17 protein-coding genes are annotated in these 15,964 nt (G+C 75.4%); 10 read left to right on the plus strand and 7 right to left on the minus strand.

Annotated elements, in window-relative coordinates; genetic code table 11:
* The 4 genes from ACWDCZ_RS04240 to ACWDCZ_RS04255 form a co-directional block, all read left to right on the plus strand.
* The coding region (locus ACWDCZ_RS04240) for a hypothetical protein (protein WP_449815158.1) at positions 1–603 on the plus strand (603 nt) is incomplete at its 5' end.
* 67 nt (positions 604–670) lie between these two features.
* Positions 671–1,384, plus strand: coding sequence for an RNA polymerase sigma factor (locus ACWDCZ_RS04245; protein ID WP_449815159.1), 714 nt, complete (start codon positions 671–673; stop codon positions 1,382–1,384).
* Entirely contained in the window at positions 1,381–2,121 is a 741-nt protein-coding gene (locus tag ACWDCZ_RS04250) for a hypothetical protein (RefSeq protein ID WP_449815160.1), read from the plus strand. Before ACWDCZ_RS04245 ends, ACWDCZ_RS04250 begins: the two co-directional genes overlap by 4 nt.
* A gap of 208 nt (positions 2,122–2,329) precedes the next feature.
* A complete protein-coding gene (locus ACWDCZ_RS04255; protein WP_449815161.1) occupies positions 2,330–4,063 on the plus strand; it encodes a hypothetical protein in 1,734 nt (577 codons plus the stop codon).
* A 15-nt stretch (positions 4,064–4,078) separates the two neighbouring features.
* Here the strand turns inward: ACWDCZ_RS04255 and ACWDCZ_RS04260 are convergent, their stop codons facing one another.
* Entirely contained in the window at positions 4,079–4,429 is a 351-nt protein-coding gene (locus tag ACWDCZ_RS04260; RefSeq protein ID WP_449815162.1) for an ArsR/SmtB family transcription factor, read from the minus strand.
* 109 nt (positions 4,430–4,538) lie between these two features.
* Between ACWDCZ_RS04260 and ACWDCZ_RS04265 the strand changes: the two genes are divergently transcribed.
* Positions 4,539–5,579, plus strand: a complete 1,041-nt coding sequence (locus ACWDCZ_RS04265; protein WP_449815163.1) for a quinone oxidoreductase family protein — start codon at positions 4,539–4,541, stop codon at positions 5,577–5,579.
* A gap of 261 nt (positions 5,580–5,840) precedes the next feature.
* Here ACWDCZ_RS04265 and ACWDCZ_RS04270 read toward each other — a convergent pair whose 3' ends face one another.
* Positions 5,841–6,026 carry a hypothetical protein gene (locus tag ACWDCZ_RS04270; protein WP_117487948.1) on the minus strand — a complete coding sequence of 62 codons (186 nt, stop codon included), beginning with the start codon at positions 6,024–6,026 and terminating at the stop codon, positions 5,841–5,843.
* 177 nt (positions 6,027–6,203) lie between these two features.
* On the opposite strand from ACWDCZ_RS04270, the gene ACWDCZ_RS04275 reads away from it, so the two are divergent.
* Together ACWDCZ_RS04275 and ACWDCZ_RS04280 are read left to right on the plus strand one after the other, a co-directional pair.
* Positions 6,204–7,490: a helix-turn-helix transcriptional regulator gene (locus ACWDCZ_RS04275; protein ID WP_449815164.1), complete on the plus strand. Its 1,287-nt coding sequence runs from the start codon at positions 6,204–6,206 to the stop codon at positions 7,488–7,490.
* Positions 7,491–7,599: 109 nt separating this feature from the next.
* The gene (locus ACWDCZ_RS04280) at positions 7,600–8,454 is read left to right on the plus strand and encodes an NmrA family NAD(P)-binding protein (protein WP_449815165.1); all 855 of its coding nucleotides are present in this window, start codon (positions 7,600–7,602) and stop codon (positions 8,452–8,454) included.
* 8 nt (positions 8,455–8,462) lie between these two features.
* On the opposite strand, the gene ACWDCZ_RS04285 is transcribed toward ACWDCZ_RS04280, so the two are convergent.
* The gene (locus ACWDCZ_RS04285; protein ID WP_234348259.1) at positions 8,463–9,125 is read right to left on the minus strand and encodes a hypothetical protein; all 663 of its coding nucleotides are present in this window, start codon (positions 9,123–9,125) and stop codon (positions 8,463–8,465) included.
* Positions 9,126–9,285: 160 nt separating this feature from the next.
* A complete protein-coding gene (locus ACWDCZ_RS04290; protein ID WP_449815166.1) occupies positions 9,286–10,218 on the minus strand; it encodes a zinc-binding dehydrogenase in 933 nt (310 codons plus the stop codon).
* A 79-nt stretch (positions 10,219–10,297) separates the two neighbouring features.
* On the opposite strand from ACWDCZ_RS04290, the gene ACWDCZ_RS04295 reads away from it, so the two are divergent.
* Positions 10,298–11,029 carry a TetR/AcrR family transcriptional regulator gene (locus ACWDCZ_RS04295; RefSeq protein WP_449815167.1) on the plus strand — a complete coding sequence of 244 codons (732 nt, stop codon included), beginning with the start codon at positions 10,298–10,300 and terminating at the stop codon, positions 11,027–11,029.
* 137 nt (positions 11,030–11,166) lie between these two features.
* On the opposite strand, the gene ACWDCZ_RS04300 is transcribed toward ACWDCZ_RS04295, so the two are convergent.
* Positions 11,167–12,648 (minus strand): MFS transporter, encoded by a 1,482-nt coding sequence (locus tag ACWDCZ_RS04300; RefSeq protein ID WP_074005146.1) that lies wholly within the window; start codon positions 12,646–12,648, stop codon positions 11,167–11,169.
* Positions 12,649–12,868: 220 nt separating this feature from the next.
* On the opposite strand from ACWDCZ_RS04300, the gene ACWDCZ_RS04305 reads away from it, so the two are divergent.
* Together ACWDCZ_RS04305 and ACWDCZ_RS04310 are read left to right on the plus strand one after the other, a co-directional pair.
* Positions 12,869–13,324, plus strand: a complete 456-nt coding sequence (locus ACWDCZ_RS04305) for a MarR family winged helix-turn-helix transcriptional regulator (protein WP_387968109.1) — start codon at positions 12,869–12,871, stop codon at positions 13,322–13,324.
* Between the two features lie 100 nt (positions 13,325–13,424).
* Positions 13,425–14,069: a hypothetical protein gene (locus ACWDCZ_RS04310; protein WP_449815168.1), complete on the plus strand. Its 645-nt coding sequence runs from the start codon at positions 13,425–13,427 to the stop codon at positions 14,067–14,069.
* A 57-nt stretch (positions 14,070–14,126) separates the two neighbouring features.
* Here ACWDCZ_RS04310 and ACWDCZ_RS04315 read toward each other — a convergent pair whose 3' ends face one another.
* Entirely contained in the window at positions 14,127–14,864 is a 738-nt protein-coding gene (locus ACWDCZ_RS04315) for a hypothetical protein (RefSeq protein WP_449815169.1), read from the minus strand.
* A gap of 34 nt (positions 14,865–14,898) precedes the next feature.
* On the minus strand, positions 14,899–15,933 hold the full coding sequence (locus ACWDCZ_RS04320; protein WP_449815170.1) for a 2-dehydropantoate 2-reductase: 1,035 nt from the start codon (positions 15,931–15,933) through the stop codon (positions 14,899–14,901).
* Positions 15,934–15,964: the final 31 nt, after the last annotated feature.

The raw sequence follows: 15,964 nt of genomic DNA on the forward strand, positions 1-15,964 counted from the left end.
GGCCGCCGGATCGACGCCGTCCACCGCCTGGTGCTGGACGCCGCCGCGACGGTCGACGCCCGGCCCGCTGCCGCCGCCACCGCCGTTCCCGCCGCGCCCCGTTGGGCCGTGCGCGCCGCCCACCTCGCCGCCGTCACCGCGCTGCCGGCCGGGCTGTGGCGGCTCGGGCTGGTGGCGGGCTGGCACGGCGGGTACACGGAGGCGGGCTACCGGGCGATGGGCCTCACCGGGTGGGGCGCGGTGTGGCCGGTCTTCCTGAGCCTGTTCACCGAGGCGCTGGCGCTGCTCACGATCGGGCTGGTCCGCCCGTGGGGCACGGTGCCGCCGCGCTGGGTGCCGTTCTTCGGCGGCCGCCCGGTCCGCCCGCGTGCGGTGGTGCTCGCGGCCTCGCTCGGCGCCGTCGGCCTGGCCCTGCTGTGGACGCCGTTCATCGGCTGGTGGGCCCTGCCGGGTACGGGCATGACCCCGCTCGGCCACACCCTGGTCGGCTTCCTCTACCTGCCGACCGTCGCCTGGGCGCCGCTGCTGGCGGCCGTCACCGTGTCGTACCACCGCCGCCACCGGGCGCCGTCGGCGGCGATGACGCTCCCGCGGACGGCCTGAAGCAGAGCCGGGCAGGCATGTGACGCGGATCACGGCAGCGCCCGGGGCCCGCCGGACAGGACCGGGTGTGGAGCAATCGATACGGGCGCGGATCCGCGCCGGGGACGCCGAGGCGTTCGGGCAGGTCTTCGAGGATCACGCCCAGGCGGTGTACCGGCACGCCGTACGGATGACCGGGGACCGGACCGTCGCCGAGGACGTGGTCTCGCTGACCTTCCTGGAGGCCTGGCGGCTGCGCGCCCGGATCGCCCCCGAGCGGGAGGACGGCGCGGAGAGCCTGGCGCCGTGGCTGCTGGGCATCGCCGGGAACGTCATCCGCAACACCCGCCGGGCGGCCCGCCGGCACCAGAAGGCGATGGCCAAGCTGCCGCCGCGCGAGGTGGTGCCGGACTTCTCCGGCGAGCTGGCGGGCCGGATCGCCGACGCCGAGGAACTGGCCGCCGCGAAGGCCGCGTTGGAGCGGCTGCGGCCGGCCGAGCGGGAGGTCTTCGCACTGTACGTGTGGGAGGGGCTGGACCACGCGGCCGTCGCCGAGGCGCTCGGCCGCCCGGTGGGTACGGTCCGCTCCCGGCTCTCGCGTGCCCGCGCCCGGCTGCGGGAGCTGACCGAGCGGGAGCTGGCCGCGGCGCGTTCGGCGCGGGCGGAGCAGCGGGGCGCGCCGGCGGCGGGCCACCAGGCCGGCCACCGGGCGGCGGAGACCGCGCAACGCCCGGGCAGCACCGGACAGGTACCAGGTGACCGCACCCCCGCGGTCCGGCCGACCAAGGAGACGATCCGATGAGCGCCACCCCCCGGCACCGGTCCGAACAGGCCGATCGGGAGGAGCTGGCCCGGCTGCTGCCGGCCCCGGCCGCTCCGGTCCTCCCCCGGAGCCGCCACCTCCTGCTCAAGGAGCACCTGTTGGACAGCATCACCGACCCGGACGGCACCCCCTCCGCTCCCCGGCGCACCGCCCGTCGGCGCGGCCTGCTCCTGGGCGCCGCCCTCCCGCTGGGGCTGGCTGCCGCGCTGACCGGGGTCCTGCTCACCACCGGCACCGGCGGCTCCGCCCCCGGCGGCGACGACAGCGGTCGGTCGCTGGGCAGCAGCAGCGGTGTCGCGTACACCCTGGAGAGTGAGGAGGAGGTGGTCCGGCTGACCATCCTCGAGGACTACAAGCCGGTGGACGTGGACCAGTTGCAGCGCGACATCGACCGGTTCGGGATCCGCGCCCGGGTCTACCCCGGCGAGCCGGGCTGCAAGGCGCGCGAGCCGAAGCAGCCCTCCCACGTGGACCTCACCGCCGGATGGGACATCGAGCACGGGCCCGGGGAGCCGCTCGTGCTGACCGTCCACCCCCGTCGGCTCCCGGCGGGCACGGAGATCTTCATCTACCTGCCGCTGGCCAGGACTTCGCCGGCCAACAGCTCCCGCGAGATGCAGGCCGGACTGATGAAGTCCCCGGGCCCTTCCTGCATGCCGGCCAAGGAGTACGTCAACCCGCTGGCGAGCCTGTACCCGACCCCGCCGGCGCAATGACCCGGCCCGGCCCGTAGGCGCCCGCCCCCTTCCGTGGAACCAGTCGGACTACATATGCAGTCCAACGACATATACAGTCGCCCGACAGTCGACAGAAGGGGGCGCGCCCATGCCACCCCGCACCACGACCCGGCCGAACCCGACCCGGCCCGACCCGACTCCGCTCGCCACCGGTCGAAGCACCGCCCGAAGCACCGCCCGAACCGCCGTGCGTGCCACAGCCGCCACCGTCCGCGCCGCCGTCGTCCGGACCGCCGCCACCCGGCCCGCCGTCGTGCTGCTCGTCGGCTACCTGGCCGAGCTGCTGTTCCGTCTCGTCCTCGTCCGGTCCATGGACTTCCCGTCCGTCCACCCCGACGAGGACTCCTACCTCGCCGAGGCCCGGGTGCTGGCCGGCGGCTCGGCGACCGAGATCCCGGTCGGCGTGGTCATCCCCGGCGGCTACCCCCTGCTGATCTCCCCCGCGCTGCGCCTGGCCGACGACCCGACGACCGCCTACCACCTGGTCATGGGCGTCAACGCCGCCGTCAACGCCCTGGTCTTCCCGCTCGCCCACGTCGCGCTGCGCCCCCTCGGCCTGGACCGCCGCCTCTCGTACGCCTTCGCCGCCGCGCCCGCGCTGCTGCCGCCGGTGGTCTTCTACTCGCAGTTCGCGCTGACCGACGCCGTCCTGCCCGTCCTGGTGCTCGCCTGGCTGCTCTGCCTGCACGGCTGGCTCGCCGACGGCCCGCCGCGGCGCCGCACCTGGCACGCCGTCGGGGCGGGGGCGTCGGCCGGCTACGCGATGGCGGTGCACGACCGCGGCGGCGTGGTGGTGGCGCTGACCGCCGCCGTCCTGCTCGGCGTCCTGCTGCTGCGCCGGGCGCCGTGGCGCGCCACGGCGGCCGGGCTCGCGGCGCTCGGCCTCGGCGTGCTCGGCGCCGAGCTGCTGTCGGCCTGGCTGCACGCGCGGTTCACCGTCCCGGACAGCGACGTCGGCGGCTCGCTCTGGAAGGGTCTGACCGATCCGGGCGCCGCCGTGCAGACCCTCGCCCGGGCGGCCGGTCAGATCTGGTACTTCACCGTCTCCACCTGGGGTGTCGGCGGGCTCGCCGTCGTCGCCTGCCTGTGCGCGGTGTTCGACCGCCGTCGGCCGCCCGCCCTGCGGACCACCGGCGGCGTGCTGGTGGCCCTGCTGTTCGGCACGGCCGTGGCCTCCGCCGCCGCCCTGCCGATGGACGGCCGGGTCGACGACTGGGTGTACGCCCGGTACACCTCCTACCTCGTCCCGTCGGCCTTCGTCGCGGGCGTCGCGGTGCTCGCGCGGTACGGTCGCCGCGCGCTGGTCCGGACGGCGGCGGTCGCGGCCGGACTCGTCCTGCTGCTCGCCGGGGTCGTGGCGCTGGCGGCCGGCGAGCGGCTGCACACGTCGATGTTCATCCCCTGGACCCTGCCCGACGTCTCGTTCCTGGCCGCGGACTGGGGCCGGGTCGACCTGCCCCGCACCTGCGCCGCCGTGCTGGTCCTGCTCGGGGCGGCGGTCCTGGTCCGCCACGCCGGGGGCCGCCGGGTGCTCGGGGCGCTCGGCGTCTCGCTGGCGCTGTTCGCCGCCTTCGCCACCACGACGATCACCGCACAGGTCGCCCGGCCGCACGCGGAGGGCCGCGAGGGCCTGGCGACCGGCTTCACCCGCGCCGCCGGGATCACGGCGGACGACAACGTGGTGTTCGCCTGGGACGTCGACTGGTCGCTGCGCGCCGCCCAGACCTTCGAGGTCTACCGGGGGCGGGTCTGGTCCCGCGACCCCCGCTGGCAACCCGTCCCGGCGGAGGCGAACGTGATGGTCCTCCCGCTGCCCGGGGAGGGGAGGCCGCCGGAGGCGTACTGGCCGGGCCACCCCGCCGACTGGTACGTCGAGCGCTTCGACGCCCGGCAGAACTGGGCGGTCTGGCACCGGCGTTGAGCGCCCCGGTGTCGCCTAACCCGCCGTACCGGCGTGGGCGGCGGCGGCGTGGGCGGCGAGGACGGTGTCGAGCAGCCCGGGGAAGCGCTGCTCCAGGTCGACGGTGCGCAGGGCGGAGAAGCGCCGGTTGGCCTCCTCGCGCTGGACGATCAGGCCGGACTCGCGCAGCACCTTGAAGTGGTGGCTCAGGGTGGAGGGCGCGACGTCCACCGGGAAGGTGCCGCAGGCCCGTTCGGGCTCGGTGCGCAGAACGCGGACGATGGTCATCCGGGTGGGGTCGGAGAGCGCGTGCAGGACGTCGAAAAGGTCGATCTCCTCGGCCGCGGGGTGGGCGAGCGCCGGTCGTCGGCAAGTGCTGCGGGGCATGGGTCGACCTCCCTGATCTGCGATGTTCGACATCCATGGAAATGACGTGGTACCACTGTCCCGCGCCAATTTCGTCGTTCGTCGAACATCGTAGTCGAGGGGGCCCGACATGCGTGCGCTGGTGATGACCGCACCCGGTGGAGCGGAGAACTCGGAGGTCCGGGAGGTCCCGGTACCGCACCCCGGACCGGGCCAGGTGGCGGTCGATGTCGCCCACGCCGGACTGAACTTCGTGGACGTGATGACCCGCCGCGGCGACGCCGCGTACGCCGCCGAGTGGCCGTACCGGCCCGGCAAGGAGGTATCCGGTACGGTCCGCGAGCTCGGCGCCGGGGTCACCGGCCTGGCGGTGGGCGACCGGGTGGTCGCCGCGCCGGTCGGCGCCGGGCTGGCCGAGGTGGTGGTCGCGGAGGCCGCGCTCACCGTGCCGCTCCCGGACGGGGTGGCGCTGCGCGAGGCCGCCGCCGTCCCGCTGGGCCTGGCCACCTCGATGCTGCTGCTGACCGACGCGGGCCGCTTCACCGCCGGGGACACCGTCCTGGTCCACTCGGCGGGCGGCGGGATCGGCAACGCCGTCGCCCGGCTCGTCCCGCTGCTCGGCGGCGGCCGGCTGATCGGCACGGTCGGCCGGCCGGAGAAGGCCGCGGCGGCGCTCGCCTCCGGCTACGACCACGTCTTCGCCCGCGGCGCGGCCGACGGACCTGGCGCCGACGGTAGCGGTAGCGGCGAAAGCGGCAGCGGCGGCGGACCGGCCGAGGCGATCCGCGCCGCCACCGGCGGCCGGGGCGTCGACCTGGTGCTCGACCCGCTGGGCACCGCCGCCCTCGACCTCGACCTCGCCGTGGCGGCACCCGGCGCGCGGATCGTGCTGTTCGGCAACGCGGGCGGCGGCGCCGTCGCCAACCTGCCCCCGCTCGGCCGCCTGATGGCGGGCAACCTGACCGTCACCGGCTTCAGCCACCGCGGCCTGGCCGCCACCGCCCCCGAGCGGCTGGCCCGCGCCGTCCGCCGGGCCCTCGGCCTCCTCGCCGACGGCGGCCTGGACCTGCCGGTCACCGAACTGCCCGGCCTCGACGCCGTCCCGGCCGCCCACGACGCCATGCAGGAGGGCCGGGCGACCGGCAAGTACGTGGTGCGCGTCGGAGGTTGAGCCCCTCGCACCTGCGGGTACGGCAACGCGCCCTGCACGGGAAGTCGACTCCGCCGACTTCCCGTGCAGGGCGCGCTACGTCACTTCACCGGGCGGATCAGCTCGCGGACCCTGCGGAGGCCCCGGCGGAGGGGGCGGAAGGCGCGGAGCCGGCCCGGCCGGTGGCGGTGGGCGCGGTACGGACGGAACGCTTCAGAGCCATGTGCATGACAGGACTTCCCTTTCGATGAGGAGGGGACGGGAGTCGCCGGCGACGACGCGTCAGCTCAGCGGCTTGCCCGGGCACCAGGCGTCGCCCCAGGCCGTCGTCTGGACGCAGTGGTGGCCGTCGTGCACGCCGCCGGGTTCCGTCAGCGTCGCGCCGTCGAACACGGAGGCGCCGGCCGGAGCCACCCCGCCCAACCAGGCGGCGGCACCCAGCGCGACCACGGCCAGTGTCCGCGTCACGATTCCTCGCATGACGACAACTCCCATCACTTCGGGGACGGTTCCACACGTTCCGGGCGTTTCCGCAGTTCCTGCCGCATCGCCCGGTCCGTGCTCGTCACCCTGCCAGGCGGCGGATGGCCACGGCATCCCCCGCAGGGGATCATGAGCCTGCCTGGCAGCTTTAGGAGGCATGCGATGCACCCCGTGACCGGCCCCGACCCGACCGGCCCCGACCCGACCGCCGACGTGCCCGCGCTCGACAGCGCGGCCGTCACGCTCTACCGGTGGACGGTGGTGCACGAGCGCCTCACCCCGGCCACCCTCGCGCAGGCGGCGTCGGAGACCGACCTGACCCTGCCGGAGTGCGAGGCGGCCGTCCGGCAGCTCACCGGGGCCTGCCTCCTCCAGGAACTGTTCCCCGACGACCGCCGCACGGAGGGGACCCGTACGGACGCGCCCCCGGTCGCCTGGCAGCCCGTCAGCCCCCAGGCCGCCACCGCCCAGCTGCTCTCCGCCCGCGACACCGCCCTGCGCGCCCGGGAGGAGGCCCTGCGCGAGCAGCGGCGGATCGTCCAGCAGCAGCGCGACGGCCTCGCGGCGCTGGTGCCCGTCTACCTCCAGGCCCGTCAGCACGCCTTCCCCCAGGGCACCATCGACCGCCTGCCGGACAAGTTCGCGGTGCGCTCGCTGCTCGCCGACGTGATCGACTCCTGCCGCAGCGAGGTGCTGGTCTCCAAGCACGGCGGTTCGTTCTCCCCGGCCGCCCTGCGCGAGGCGCTGCCGCGCGACCTGGCGCTGCTCGACCGGGGCGTCCGGATGCGCAGCCTCTACCAGCACGCGACTCGCTTCGACCAGCCCACCCGGGTGCACGCCGAGCAGCTCATCGAGGCCGGCGCCGAGATCCGGACGCTGCCGGAGGTGCTGCCGCAACTGATCATCGTGGACGGCTCGCTGGCCCTGCTGCCCGCCAGCTCCGGCGGCGCGCTCATCATCCGCGAGCCCGACCTGCTCTCCTACCTGCTGACGGTCTTCGAACGGGACTGGGAGAACGCGGCCCCGTTCGCCAGCGGCCCGCAGGCCGCGCACGACGTCACCAAGACGATGAAGCAGAGCATCCTGGTGCTGCTCGCGAAGGGCCTCAAGGACGAGTCCATCGCCCGCCGCCTCGGCATCTCCCTGCGCACCTGCCGCCGCCACGTCTCGGACCTGCTGGACGGCCTCGGCGCGCACAGCCGCTTCCAGGCCGGCGTGGTCGCCGAACGGCTGGGCCTGACCTCGCACCCGGTCCCGGACGCCCCGGCCCCCGACGAGGAGCCCGAACCGGCCCCGGCCTGCCCCGCCTGCGGCGGCCCGCTGACGGCCCCCGCCCCCTCCCCCGCCGGCCCGCGCCCCGGCGGCCGCCCGCCCCGCTACTGCTCGCCCCGCTGCCGCTCCCGCGCCTACCGCACCCGGCAGCGGGAACGCGCGGACGGCGTCACGTAACCCCCCGGCGGCGTGACGTAACCCGGGACGCGCCCGCGAACCGGGCCTGTGGAGTCGGGCTGGTAGCCGCCCGGGCATAGCCCCGGGCGCACCGGTGTCGGGGGCGGGCATGACCAAGGTTCTGGTGATCGGCGCAACCGGCAGTGTGGGCAGGCACGTTGTGGCCTCGCTGGTCGAAGGCGGCCACGAGGTGCGGGCGTTGGTGCGCGACGAGGCGGCGTCCCGGCTCCCGGCGGGCGTCGAGGCCGTCGAGGCCGTCGAGGCCGTCGAGGGCGACCTGACGCGGCCCGAGAGCCTGGAGCCGGCGCTGGCCGGCGGGGTGGAGGCGGTCTACCTGATGTGGCCCGGGCTGCCCGTGCGGCCCCGGGTGGTGGAGCTGATCGCCCGGCACGCCCGGCGGGTCGTCTACCTGTCGACGGACGTGGCGGACCTCGCCGACGACGAGCCGGCCGTCGTCTTCCACCAGGAGATCGAGCGGCTGATCCGGCGCTCGGACCTGGAGTGGACCTTCGTCCGGGCGATCGACTTCGCGGGCAACCTGCCGGCCTGGGCCGACCAGGTGCGGGAGGGCGTGGTCCGCCGGCCGTACGGGCGGGCGCGGCGATCACTGGTGCACGAGCGGGACATCGCGGACGTCGCGGTGCGGGCGCTCACCGAGGACGGGCACGGCCGCGCCGCGTACGTGGTCACCGGCCCGGAGTCGCTCTCGCACACCGAGCTGGCCGGGATCATCGGCGAGGAGCTGGGCGTCGCGGTGCGGTGGGAGGAGCTGCCGCCGGAGACGGCCCGCGAGGAGCTGACGGCGGCCTGGGGGAACGCCGCGTTCGTGGCGGCCCGGCTGCGCGCCTGGGAGTCGTTCACCCGGGAGCCGGAGCGGGTGAACGGCACCGTGCGGGAGGTGCTCGGGCGTCCGCCGCGCGATGTCCGCAGCTGGGTGCGGGACCACGCGGCGGACTTCCGCTAGGCCGGGGGTCAGTACCGGACGGCCTTGACCACCACCGGCAGCAGCGTCCGGTCGGCCGGCTGCCTGCTGAAGGCGACGGGCTCGGCCGTGCCGTTCGCCGGGACGTTCTCGGCGCCGACGACGGCGCTGTCCACGGTCTTGCCGCTGGTGTCGGTGAAGTCGACCTGGACGGCGTAGGAGGCCGCTTCGAGCCCCCGGTTGCGGATCGTGACGACCACGGCGTGCAGGCCGCCGGTGTTCTGCCGGTTGATGCCGGTGATCGCGACGTCGTTCACCGCGTTGCCGCCGTCCGGCTCCCCGCTGAGCACCGAGGCGGCCTTCTCCCTGGTCGTCACCTGCTGCGCCGAGACGGAGGCCTCGAAGGCGGAGGCCGCCGCGGCCTTGGAGGCGACGGACGCCGCGGAGGCCTCCGAGGCCGAGGCGATGGCCGCGGACGCCGAGGCCAGCAGCGACTCGGCGGCGGAGGCGACGGCGGAGGGCGGCTCGCCGGAGAAGGCGCCCGCGTTGGGCGGGGTGGCCGTCGCCGAACCGGCCGCCGTGCCCGAGGAGCTGCTGCTGCAGGCCGCGAGCACGGCGACGCCGGAGGCCGCCACGATCAGCGCGACCGTCCGCTGCGGCGTCCACCTCCGGCCCGGTCGGCGGTGGCTGGGGGGACTGTGGAGTTCACGCACCGAGGGATCCCTCTCCTGGTCGGTGTTCGGCGGCCGAGGGGCCCGTACGTCCCCATGCTTGGCAACATCCCGCTCCACAGCGACAGCTCCTGACCCGTCCGAGTGGCCCGGGCCCCGGCGAAAGCCCCCGCCCAGCCCCGAGCCCGGCCCGGGCCCGGCCTCAGCTCCCGACGGCCAGCACCGCCTTGCCGTGCAGCCGCCGCCCGAGCAGGGCGTCGACCGCCTCGGCCGCGTCGTCCCAGGCACCGCGCCAGGTGATGCCGGGGTCCAGCTCGCCGGCCGCCACCCGGTGGGCGAGCCAGCCGAGGTCGCGGCCGAGGCCGGTGCAGCCGAGCAGGTAGAAGGAGACCACCGAGCGGTCGTGCCGGTTCGCGTCGCCGAAGAGGGCGCCGAACGCGAAGTCCTCCCCGCTCCCGGAGCTGTGGCCGGCCGCGACGAGGGTTCCTCCCGGCGCCAACGCCTGGTACGCCTCGACCAGTTGGGGGCCGCCGACGAGGTCGACCACGCCGTCGACCGGCCCGGCGGCCTCGGCCGGCGAGGCGACGACCTCGTGGGCGCCGAGGCCGCGCAGCAGGTCGCCGTTCCGGTCGGGCGAGCCGGTGGACGCCACGACGTGCGCGCCCGCCGCCCGGGCGAGCTGGACGGCGTACCGGCCGACGCCGCCGGTGGCGCCGGTGACGAGGACGCCGCGGCCGAGCAGCGGGCCGATGCGGTGCAGCGCGCGCAGGGCGCTGGTGGCGGCGACCGGGATGGTGGCGAGGGCGCCCGGGTCGGCGCCGGCGGGTGCGACGCCGATCAACCCGGTGTCCACCGCCCGCAGTTCGGCCCAGCCGCCGGCCGGCATCAGGGTGACCACGGGGGTCCCCTCGGCGGGGCCGGAGCCGTCGGCGGCGGCGCGTTCGACGGTTCCGGCGGCGTCCCAGCCGAGGACGGTGCCGTCGGGGGCCGATGCGAGTGCGAAGGCGGCCTCGCCGTAGTTGAGCGAGGTCGCCGTGACCCGGACCAGGGCCTGGTGGGGCGCCGGGACCGGCTCGGGGGCCGTACCGAGGCGCAGGCCGCCGGGGGCCGAGCGGTCGACCAGGAGTGCACGCATGGAGGATCCTCCCCAAGATTCTGCCACTGAGTGGCATAAGCCTATAGGTGGCGTTCTCGGCCTGGCTAGACTGACCGCGATGACTCCCGAGAAGGCCACCGCCGCCGCAGCCCGGACCGGCACCGCACCCCGGACCGGCAGCCCCGAGGCTCCGGGCGCCGGACTCCCGCTGCGCGAGCGCAAGAAGCTGCGCACCCGTCAGGCACTGGTCGACACCGCCCTGGAACTGTTCGGCGAGCACGGCTTCGACGGGGTGACGCTGGACCGGCTCTGCGAGGCCGTCGAGGTCTCCAAGCGGACCTTCTTCCGGGCGTTCACCAGCAAGGAGGACGTCGCGATGGCGCCCACCCAGGACCTCTGGGCGGCGTTCCTGGTGGCGCTGGAGAACCGGCCGCCGGAGGGCGGGGACGGCCGGCTGATGACCACCCTGGAGGAGGCCCTCGCCGAGGCGATCGACCGGATGCCGGCCGACGGCTGGGCCGAACGCGCCCTGGCGAGCCGCCGGCTGGCCGCCCGGACGCCGTCGATGGACGCCCACGGGCTGGCCTTCTGCGAGCGGACGACCCGGGAGGCGGTCGCGACGATCGGCCACCGGTTCACCCTCGACGGCCCCCCGGCGGCCGCCGCGCCGCGCGCCCGGCTGGCGGTGGACATGCTGGTCGCCGCGTTCCGGCAGGCGCTGGACGCGTGGGTGGCGCAGCCGTCCGGGCACACCCGCGCGGACCTCGCGCACCGACTCCGGATGGCCTGCGCCGAACTGCCGGGCGCGCTCGCGGCGACGGCCGGGCCCCGGCTCGACCGGCAGGACTGAGGCCCCCGGGGGAACGGCGAACCGGCGAGCGGCGAACCGGAAAAGGCGGACCCGGGAACAGCGGACCGGGAAAGACGGACCGCCCCGGGCGCGCGAGCACGGCGCGCCCGGGGCGGGGCTTCGAGGACCGGCGGAGCTCAGGCCTTGGCCTGGTCCGCCTCCTCGGCGCCGGCCCCCGCCGGCACCGGAACGGAGCGCAGCCGGGACGCGGGCGGCGCGGGGATGACGGCGGCGACGGCGGCCGCGATCAGCGCGACGCCGCAGCCGATCACCAGGCCGACCCGGAAGCCGCCCTCCGAGGGCAGGGTGTGGCCGCCCAGGGTGACGGTCATCTGCGACAGCACCACGCCCATCACGGCGGCGGACACCGAGGTGCCCAGCGAGCGCATCAGGGTGTTGAAGCTGTTCGCCGAGGCCGTCGCGGTCAGCGGCACCGCGCTCATGATCAGCGCGGGCATCGCGCCGTAGGCCAGGCCCACGCCGCTGTTGCAGACGATCGTCACGATCAGCACGCCCCAGGTGGAGCCCATCAGGGGCAGCGCCAGCCCGTACCCGACGGCGATCGTCAGCGCCCCGGCGACCAGGGTGAACTTCGGTCCGCGCGCGGCCGACAGCTTGCCGCCGAACGGGGAGACGACCATCATCATCAGCCCGCCGGGCGCCATCCACAGGCCCATCGCCAGCATCGACTGCCCGAGCCCGTAGCCGGTGGCCTCCGGCAGCTGGAGCAGCTGCGGCACGATCAACGCCTGGGCGTACATACCGAAGCCGACCAGGACGGAGGCGGCGTTGGTCAGCAGCACCCGGGGGCGCGCGGTGACCCGCAGGTCCACCAGCGGCTCGGTGACACGCAGCTCCCAGCGGGCCCAGAGCAGCAGGATCGCGGCGGAGGCGGTGAACAGGCCGAGGGTCCGGGTGCTGCCCCAGCCCCAGTCGCCGCCCTTGGAGACGGGCAGCAGCAGGCAGACCAGGCCGACGCTCAGGCCGATCGCGCCGACGTAGTCGAAGCGCCCCCCGGCGGCGGGGCGGCCGCCCGAGGAAGCGGAAGCGGCCGGGGCCGGGATGATGACCCAGAGCAGGCCGATGATGACGACGGCCAGCACGGCGGTGCCCCAGAACAGCACGCGCCAGCTGGCGTAGTCGGCGACGCCGGCCGCGATCGGCAGGCCGAGGCCGCCGCCGATCCCCATGGAGGCGCTGACCAGGGCGATCGCCGAGCCGAGCCGCTCGGGCGGCAGCACGTCGCGCAGCAGGCTGATGCCGATCGGCACCAGGCCCATGCCCATGCCCTGCAGGGCCCGTCCGGCGATCATCGGCACCACGGAGTCGGCCACCGCGCACAGCACCGAGCCGAGCAGCAGCGGGACGCAGGAGGCGATGAGCATCGTCCGCTTGCCGAGGAGGTCGCCGAGGCGGCCGCTGATCGGGACGAAGACGGCGGCGGAGAGCAGGGTCGCGGTGATGACCCAGGAGGCGTTGGACGCGCTGGTGTGCAGGAGTTGCGGGAGCTGGCTGATCAGCGGGGTGACCAGGGTCTGCATGATCGCGGCGACGGTGCCGGTGAAGGCGAGCACCGCCACGATCGGACCGGTGCGGGGGGTGGGGGCGGGGCCGTTGATGACGGGCCTCCTCGGGCGGTCGAAGAGCAGTCGAAGAACGTTCGAAGAGCGTTCGAGAGCGGAAACATGCACAAAACACACGATGTGCATGAAACACAAGACGGTCAGCTTACACAGGATGTGCGCGATGCACATCATGTGTGCCGCGCATGCCTCTGGCATACTGAAGGGTGATCCACGGAGAACCCGCAGGTCGAAGCGGTGATGAAGGGACTTCGACATGACCAGCCCCACGCACGAGGTCGCCCTCGAGTTCCTGGTGTTCGCCCGGCACCGCGACCTCAGCCAGGTCAACGCCCGCCCCGAGGGCAGCCAGCTCGAACGCAGCGCCTACATCCTGCTCAGCCGGGTCGACGCCGAAGGGCCGATGTCCATCGGCCAGCTGAGCGACGCCTTCGCCCTGGACGTCTCCACCCTCAACCGGCAGACGGCGGCCCTGAAGAGCGCGGGACTGCTCGAACGCATCCCGGACCCGGACGGCGGCATCGCCCGCAAGTTCCGCCTCACCGAGGAGGGCCGCCGCCGGCTGGACACGGAACGCGAGGCGCACGTACGGGCACTGAACCTCGTGATGACGGACTGGCCGGAGGAGGACATCGCCTCCTTCGCCGGATTCCTGCGCCGCTTCAACACCGGCATCGAGCGGCTCGACGGCCGCCCCTGGCCGCGCGACTGAGCCGACGCGGTCGCCGCACGGGAAGTCGGCCCGGCTGGGGAGCGCACGGGAAGTCGGCCGGGCCGACTTCTCGCGCGGGGCGGCCTGGAGAATGCCCGGCATGGGAACGGACATCAACGGATTCATCGAGTGCCGGGCGTGGTTCCTTCGCGACGAGGACGGGAAGCCGGCCTGGCAGGCCGCCGTCGCCCTCGACCTCCTCAACACCACCAGGAACTACGACGCGTTCGGCTGCCTCTTCGGGGTCCGCAACCACGCCAACTTCCGCCCGCTGGCCGCCGATCGCGGGCTGCCGCCGGACGCCTCGCAGACCGTGCGGGCGGCGGTGGACACGTACGGGACCACCTTCTACGGCACCACCTGGATCACCTGGGCCGAGGTGAGGGCCGTGGACTGGGCCGAGGCGGCGGAGGCACCCGACAGCCGGCTCCACGAGTACCGGCGGACCCCCGACGGGCTCACGCTCGTCGGCAAGAGCGCCTGGAACCGGCGCTTCGGCGAGACCCTCGGCATTCCCGAACCGGTGCCGACACCGGGACCGGGGCCGGAGCCGGGCGAGGTGCGGACCTGGCCCGAGGGCAGCGAGTGGGTGGTCGACGACGTCGTCTACCGCTCCGAGCGGATGGACCGCCGCGACGCCGTCCGCGATGGCGGCGAGTGGAAGCCGGTCTGGACGGTCATGGAGGCCCTCGCCTCGCAGCACGGTGACGACAACGTCCGGCTGGTGGTCTGGTTCGACTACTGAGCGGCGCCCGCCCGCAAGCACTGCCCGCCGCCCGGCGGTCGCAGCTCGGCAGCCGGCTCAGCCCTCGGCCCGGATCCGGTCGGCGACCGGGAAGTCGGTCCCGCAGTCGGGGCACGTCGCACCGCCGAACACGTGGGTGAGCGCGTGCGCGACCTCGCGCTGTCCGTCGGCGAGCGCGAGGTCGTGGAGACGCCGCCCGATGCCGTCCAGGTCCGCGGGGGCGGCCGGCCGCAGGGGCCGGGTCTCGATGTCCCCGTCGGCGAGCGCGTAGTCCTCGCCGGTGGAGAAGTGGCCGCGCTCGCCGAAGACGATGAACAGGCCCGCCCCGCAGCCCGGGCAGGAGACCTCGTACTCCTCGCTCCCGAGCCCCCAGGCCAGGTCCTCGCTCCAGCCCGCGACGCCTTCGAAGCCCAGGACGGCTTCCAGGAGGTGGACGTACTCCCCGCGGTCCGTGGCCGTCCGCAGGTACCGGTTCGCGGCTGCCAGGAGTCCGGCGATCTCCGCCGCGTGCTCCGCGCGGACGTCGCCCGCCTCGTGCAGCTGGTCGGCTCCGGCGGTGATCGCGCCCGCCAGCACCACGGCGTTGACCGCCTGGTCCCGGTCCCCGCGCCCGGCCGTGTCCGCCAGCCAGGGCAGTGCCGCGAAGCTGGCCGGGTAGACGCTGCCCTGGTGGCACAGGGCGGACCACAGGTCGTTCCAGAGTTCGGCGCTAGGCTCCGCCGCGATCCGGTCCAGCAGGGCGGGTACGTCCTCGGCGGAGCCGTAGGCGTGGTGGAGGCGCGACCAGTCCGTCATGCGGCGATCCAACCAGGCCGACGGGCGCCACCCGTCAGCGGGCCGGGGGGAGTTGGGCGAGGAGGGCGGGGCCGGTCCAGGCGGGGGTGGCGGCGGGGGCGGCGGCCTCGGCCCGACGGACGAGGGTGATCAGGCGGGCGTTGGCGGGGGCGGTGAGGCCGTGGCGTTCGGCGAGGGCGACGATCTCGCCCTGGAGCGAGTCGATCTCGGTGGGGCGGCCGCGCTGGAGGTCCTCCCACATCGAGGAGCGGGCGGTGGCGTCGATCCGCAGGCTCGCCCCGGCCAGCCGCTGGAACAGGGCGTCGGGCAGGCCGAGCACCCAGGGCATCAGCCCCGGCGGCACCGGGCCGAGCCGAGCCGGTGCGACCCCGGCGGCCCGGAACGCCGCCAGCGCCTCCCGCTGGCAGCGCGCCACGCACCGCCGGAACGCCCGCTGCCCGACCTGCTCGCGCAGCGGAAGCCCGGAGAGCGCGTTGACGGCGTTGTTGAGGTTCAGCAGCAGCTTGGCCGCCTGGACGGCCGGCATGTCCGGCCGCAGGTCCAGCCGGAGCCCGCTCGCCCGGGCCGCCCCGGCGAGGGCGGCGGCCCCCTCCCCCGCCGCCAGCATCAGCGACCCGCCGCTGCCCTGGTGAACAGCGGCGGGCCCGGTCCGCACCACGTTGTACGGGACCATGCCGGCCAGCACCCGGTGGGCGGGCAGCGCGGCCGCGAGCGCCCCGGCGTTGCGCAGGCCGTTCTGGAAGCTCACCACCACCGCGTCCGGGCCGAGGTGCGGGGCGAGTTCGCGGGCGGCGGTCGCGGTGTCGGCGGACTTCACGGTGACCAGGACGTGGTCGGCGCCGGCCACGGCCGCCGGGTCGGTGGCGGCGGTCAGGCCCCGTACCTCGCGGCGGGCCCCGCCCGGGCCGGTGAGGGTCAGCCCGGCCGCGTCGATCGCCGCCATCGCCGCCGGCCGCCCGATCAGGGTGACGTCGGCGGTCGCGGCGAGCATGCCGCCGAGGTGGCAGCCGATGGAGCCGGCGCCGAACACGGCGATCCGGAGCCTGCGTTGGGCGGGGGTGGCGGGCACGGGGGGCTTCTCCGAGGGGAGGGCGGACGGG

It is taken from the genome of Kitasatospora sp. NPDC001225 (genome assembly GCF_053597855.1).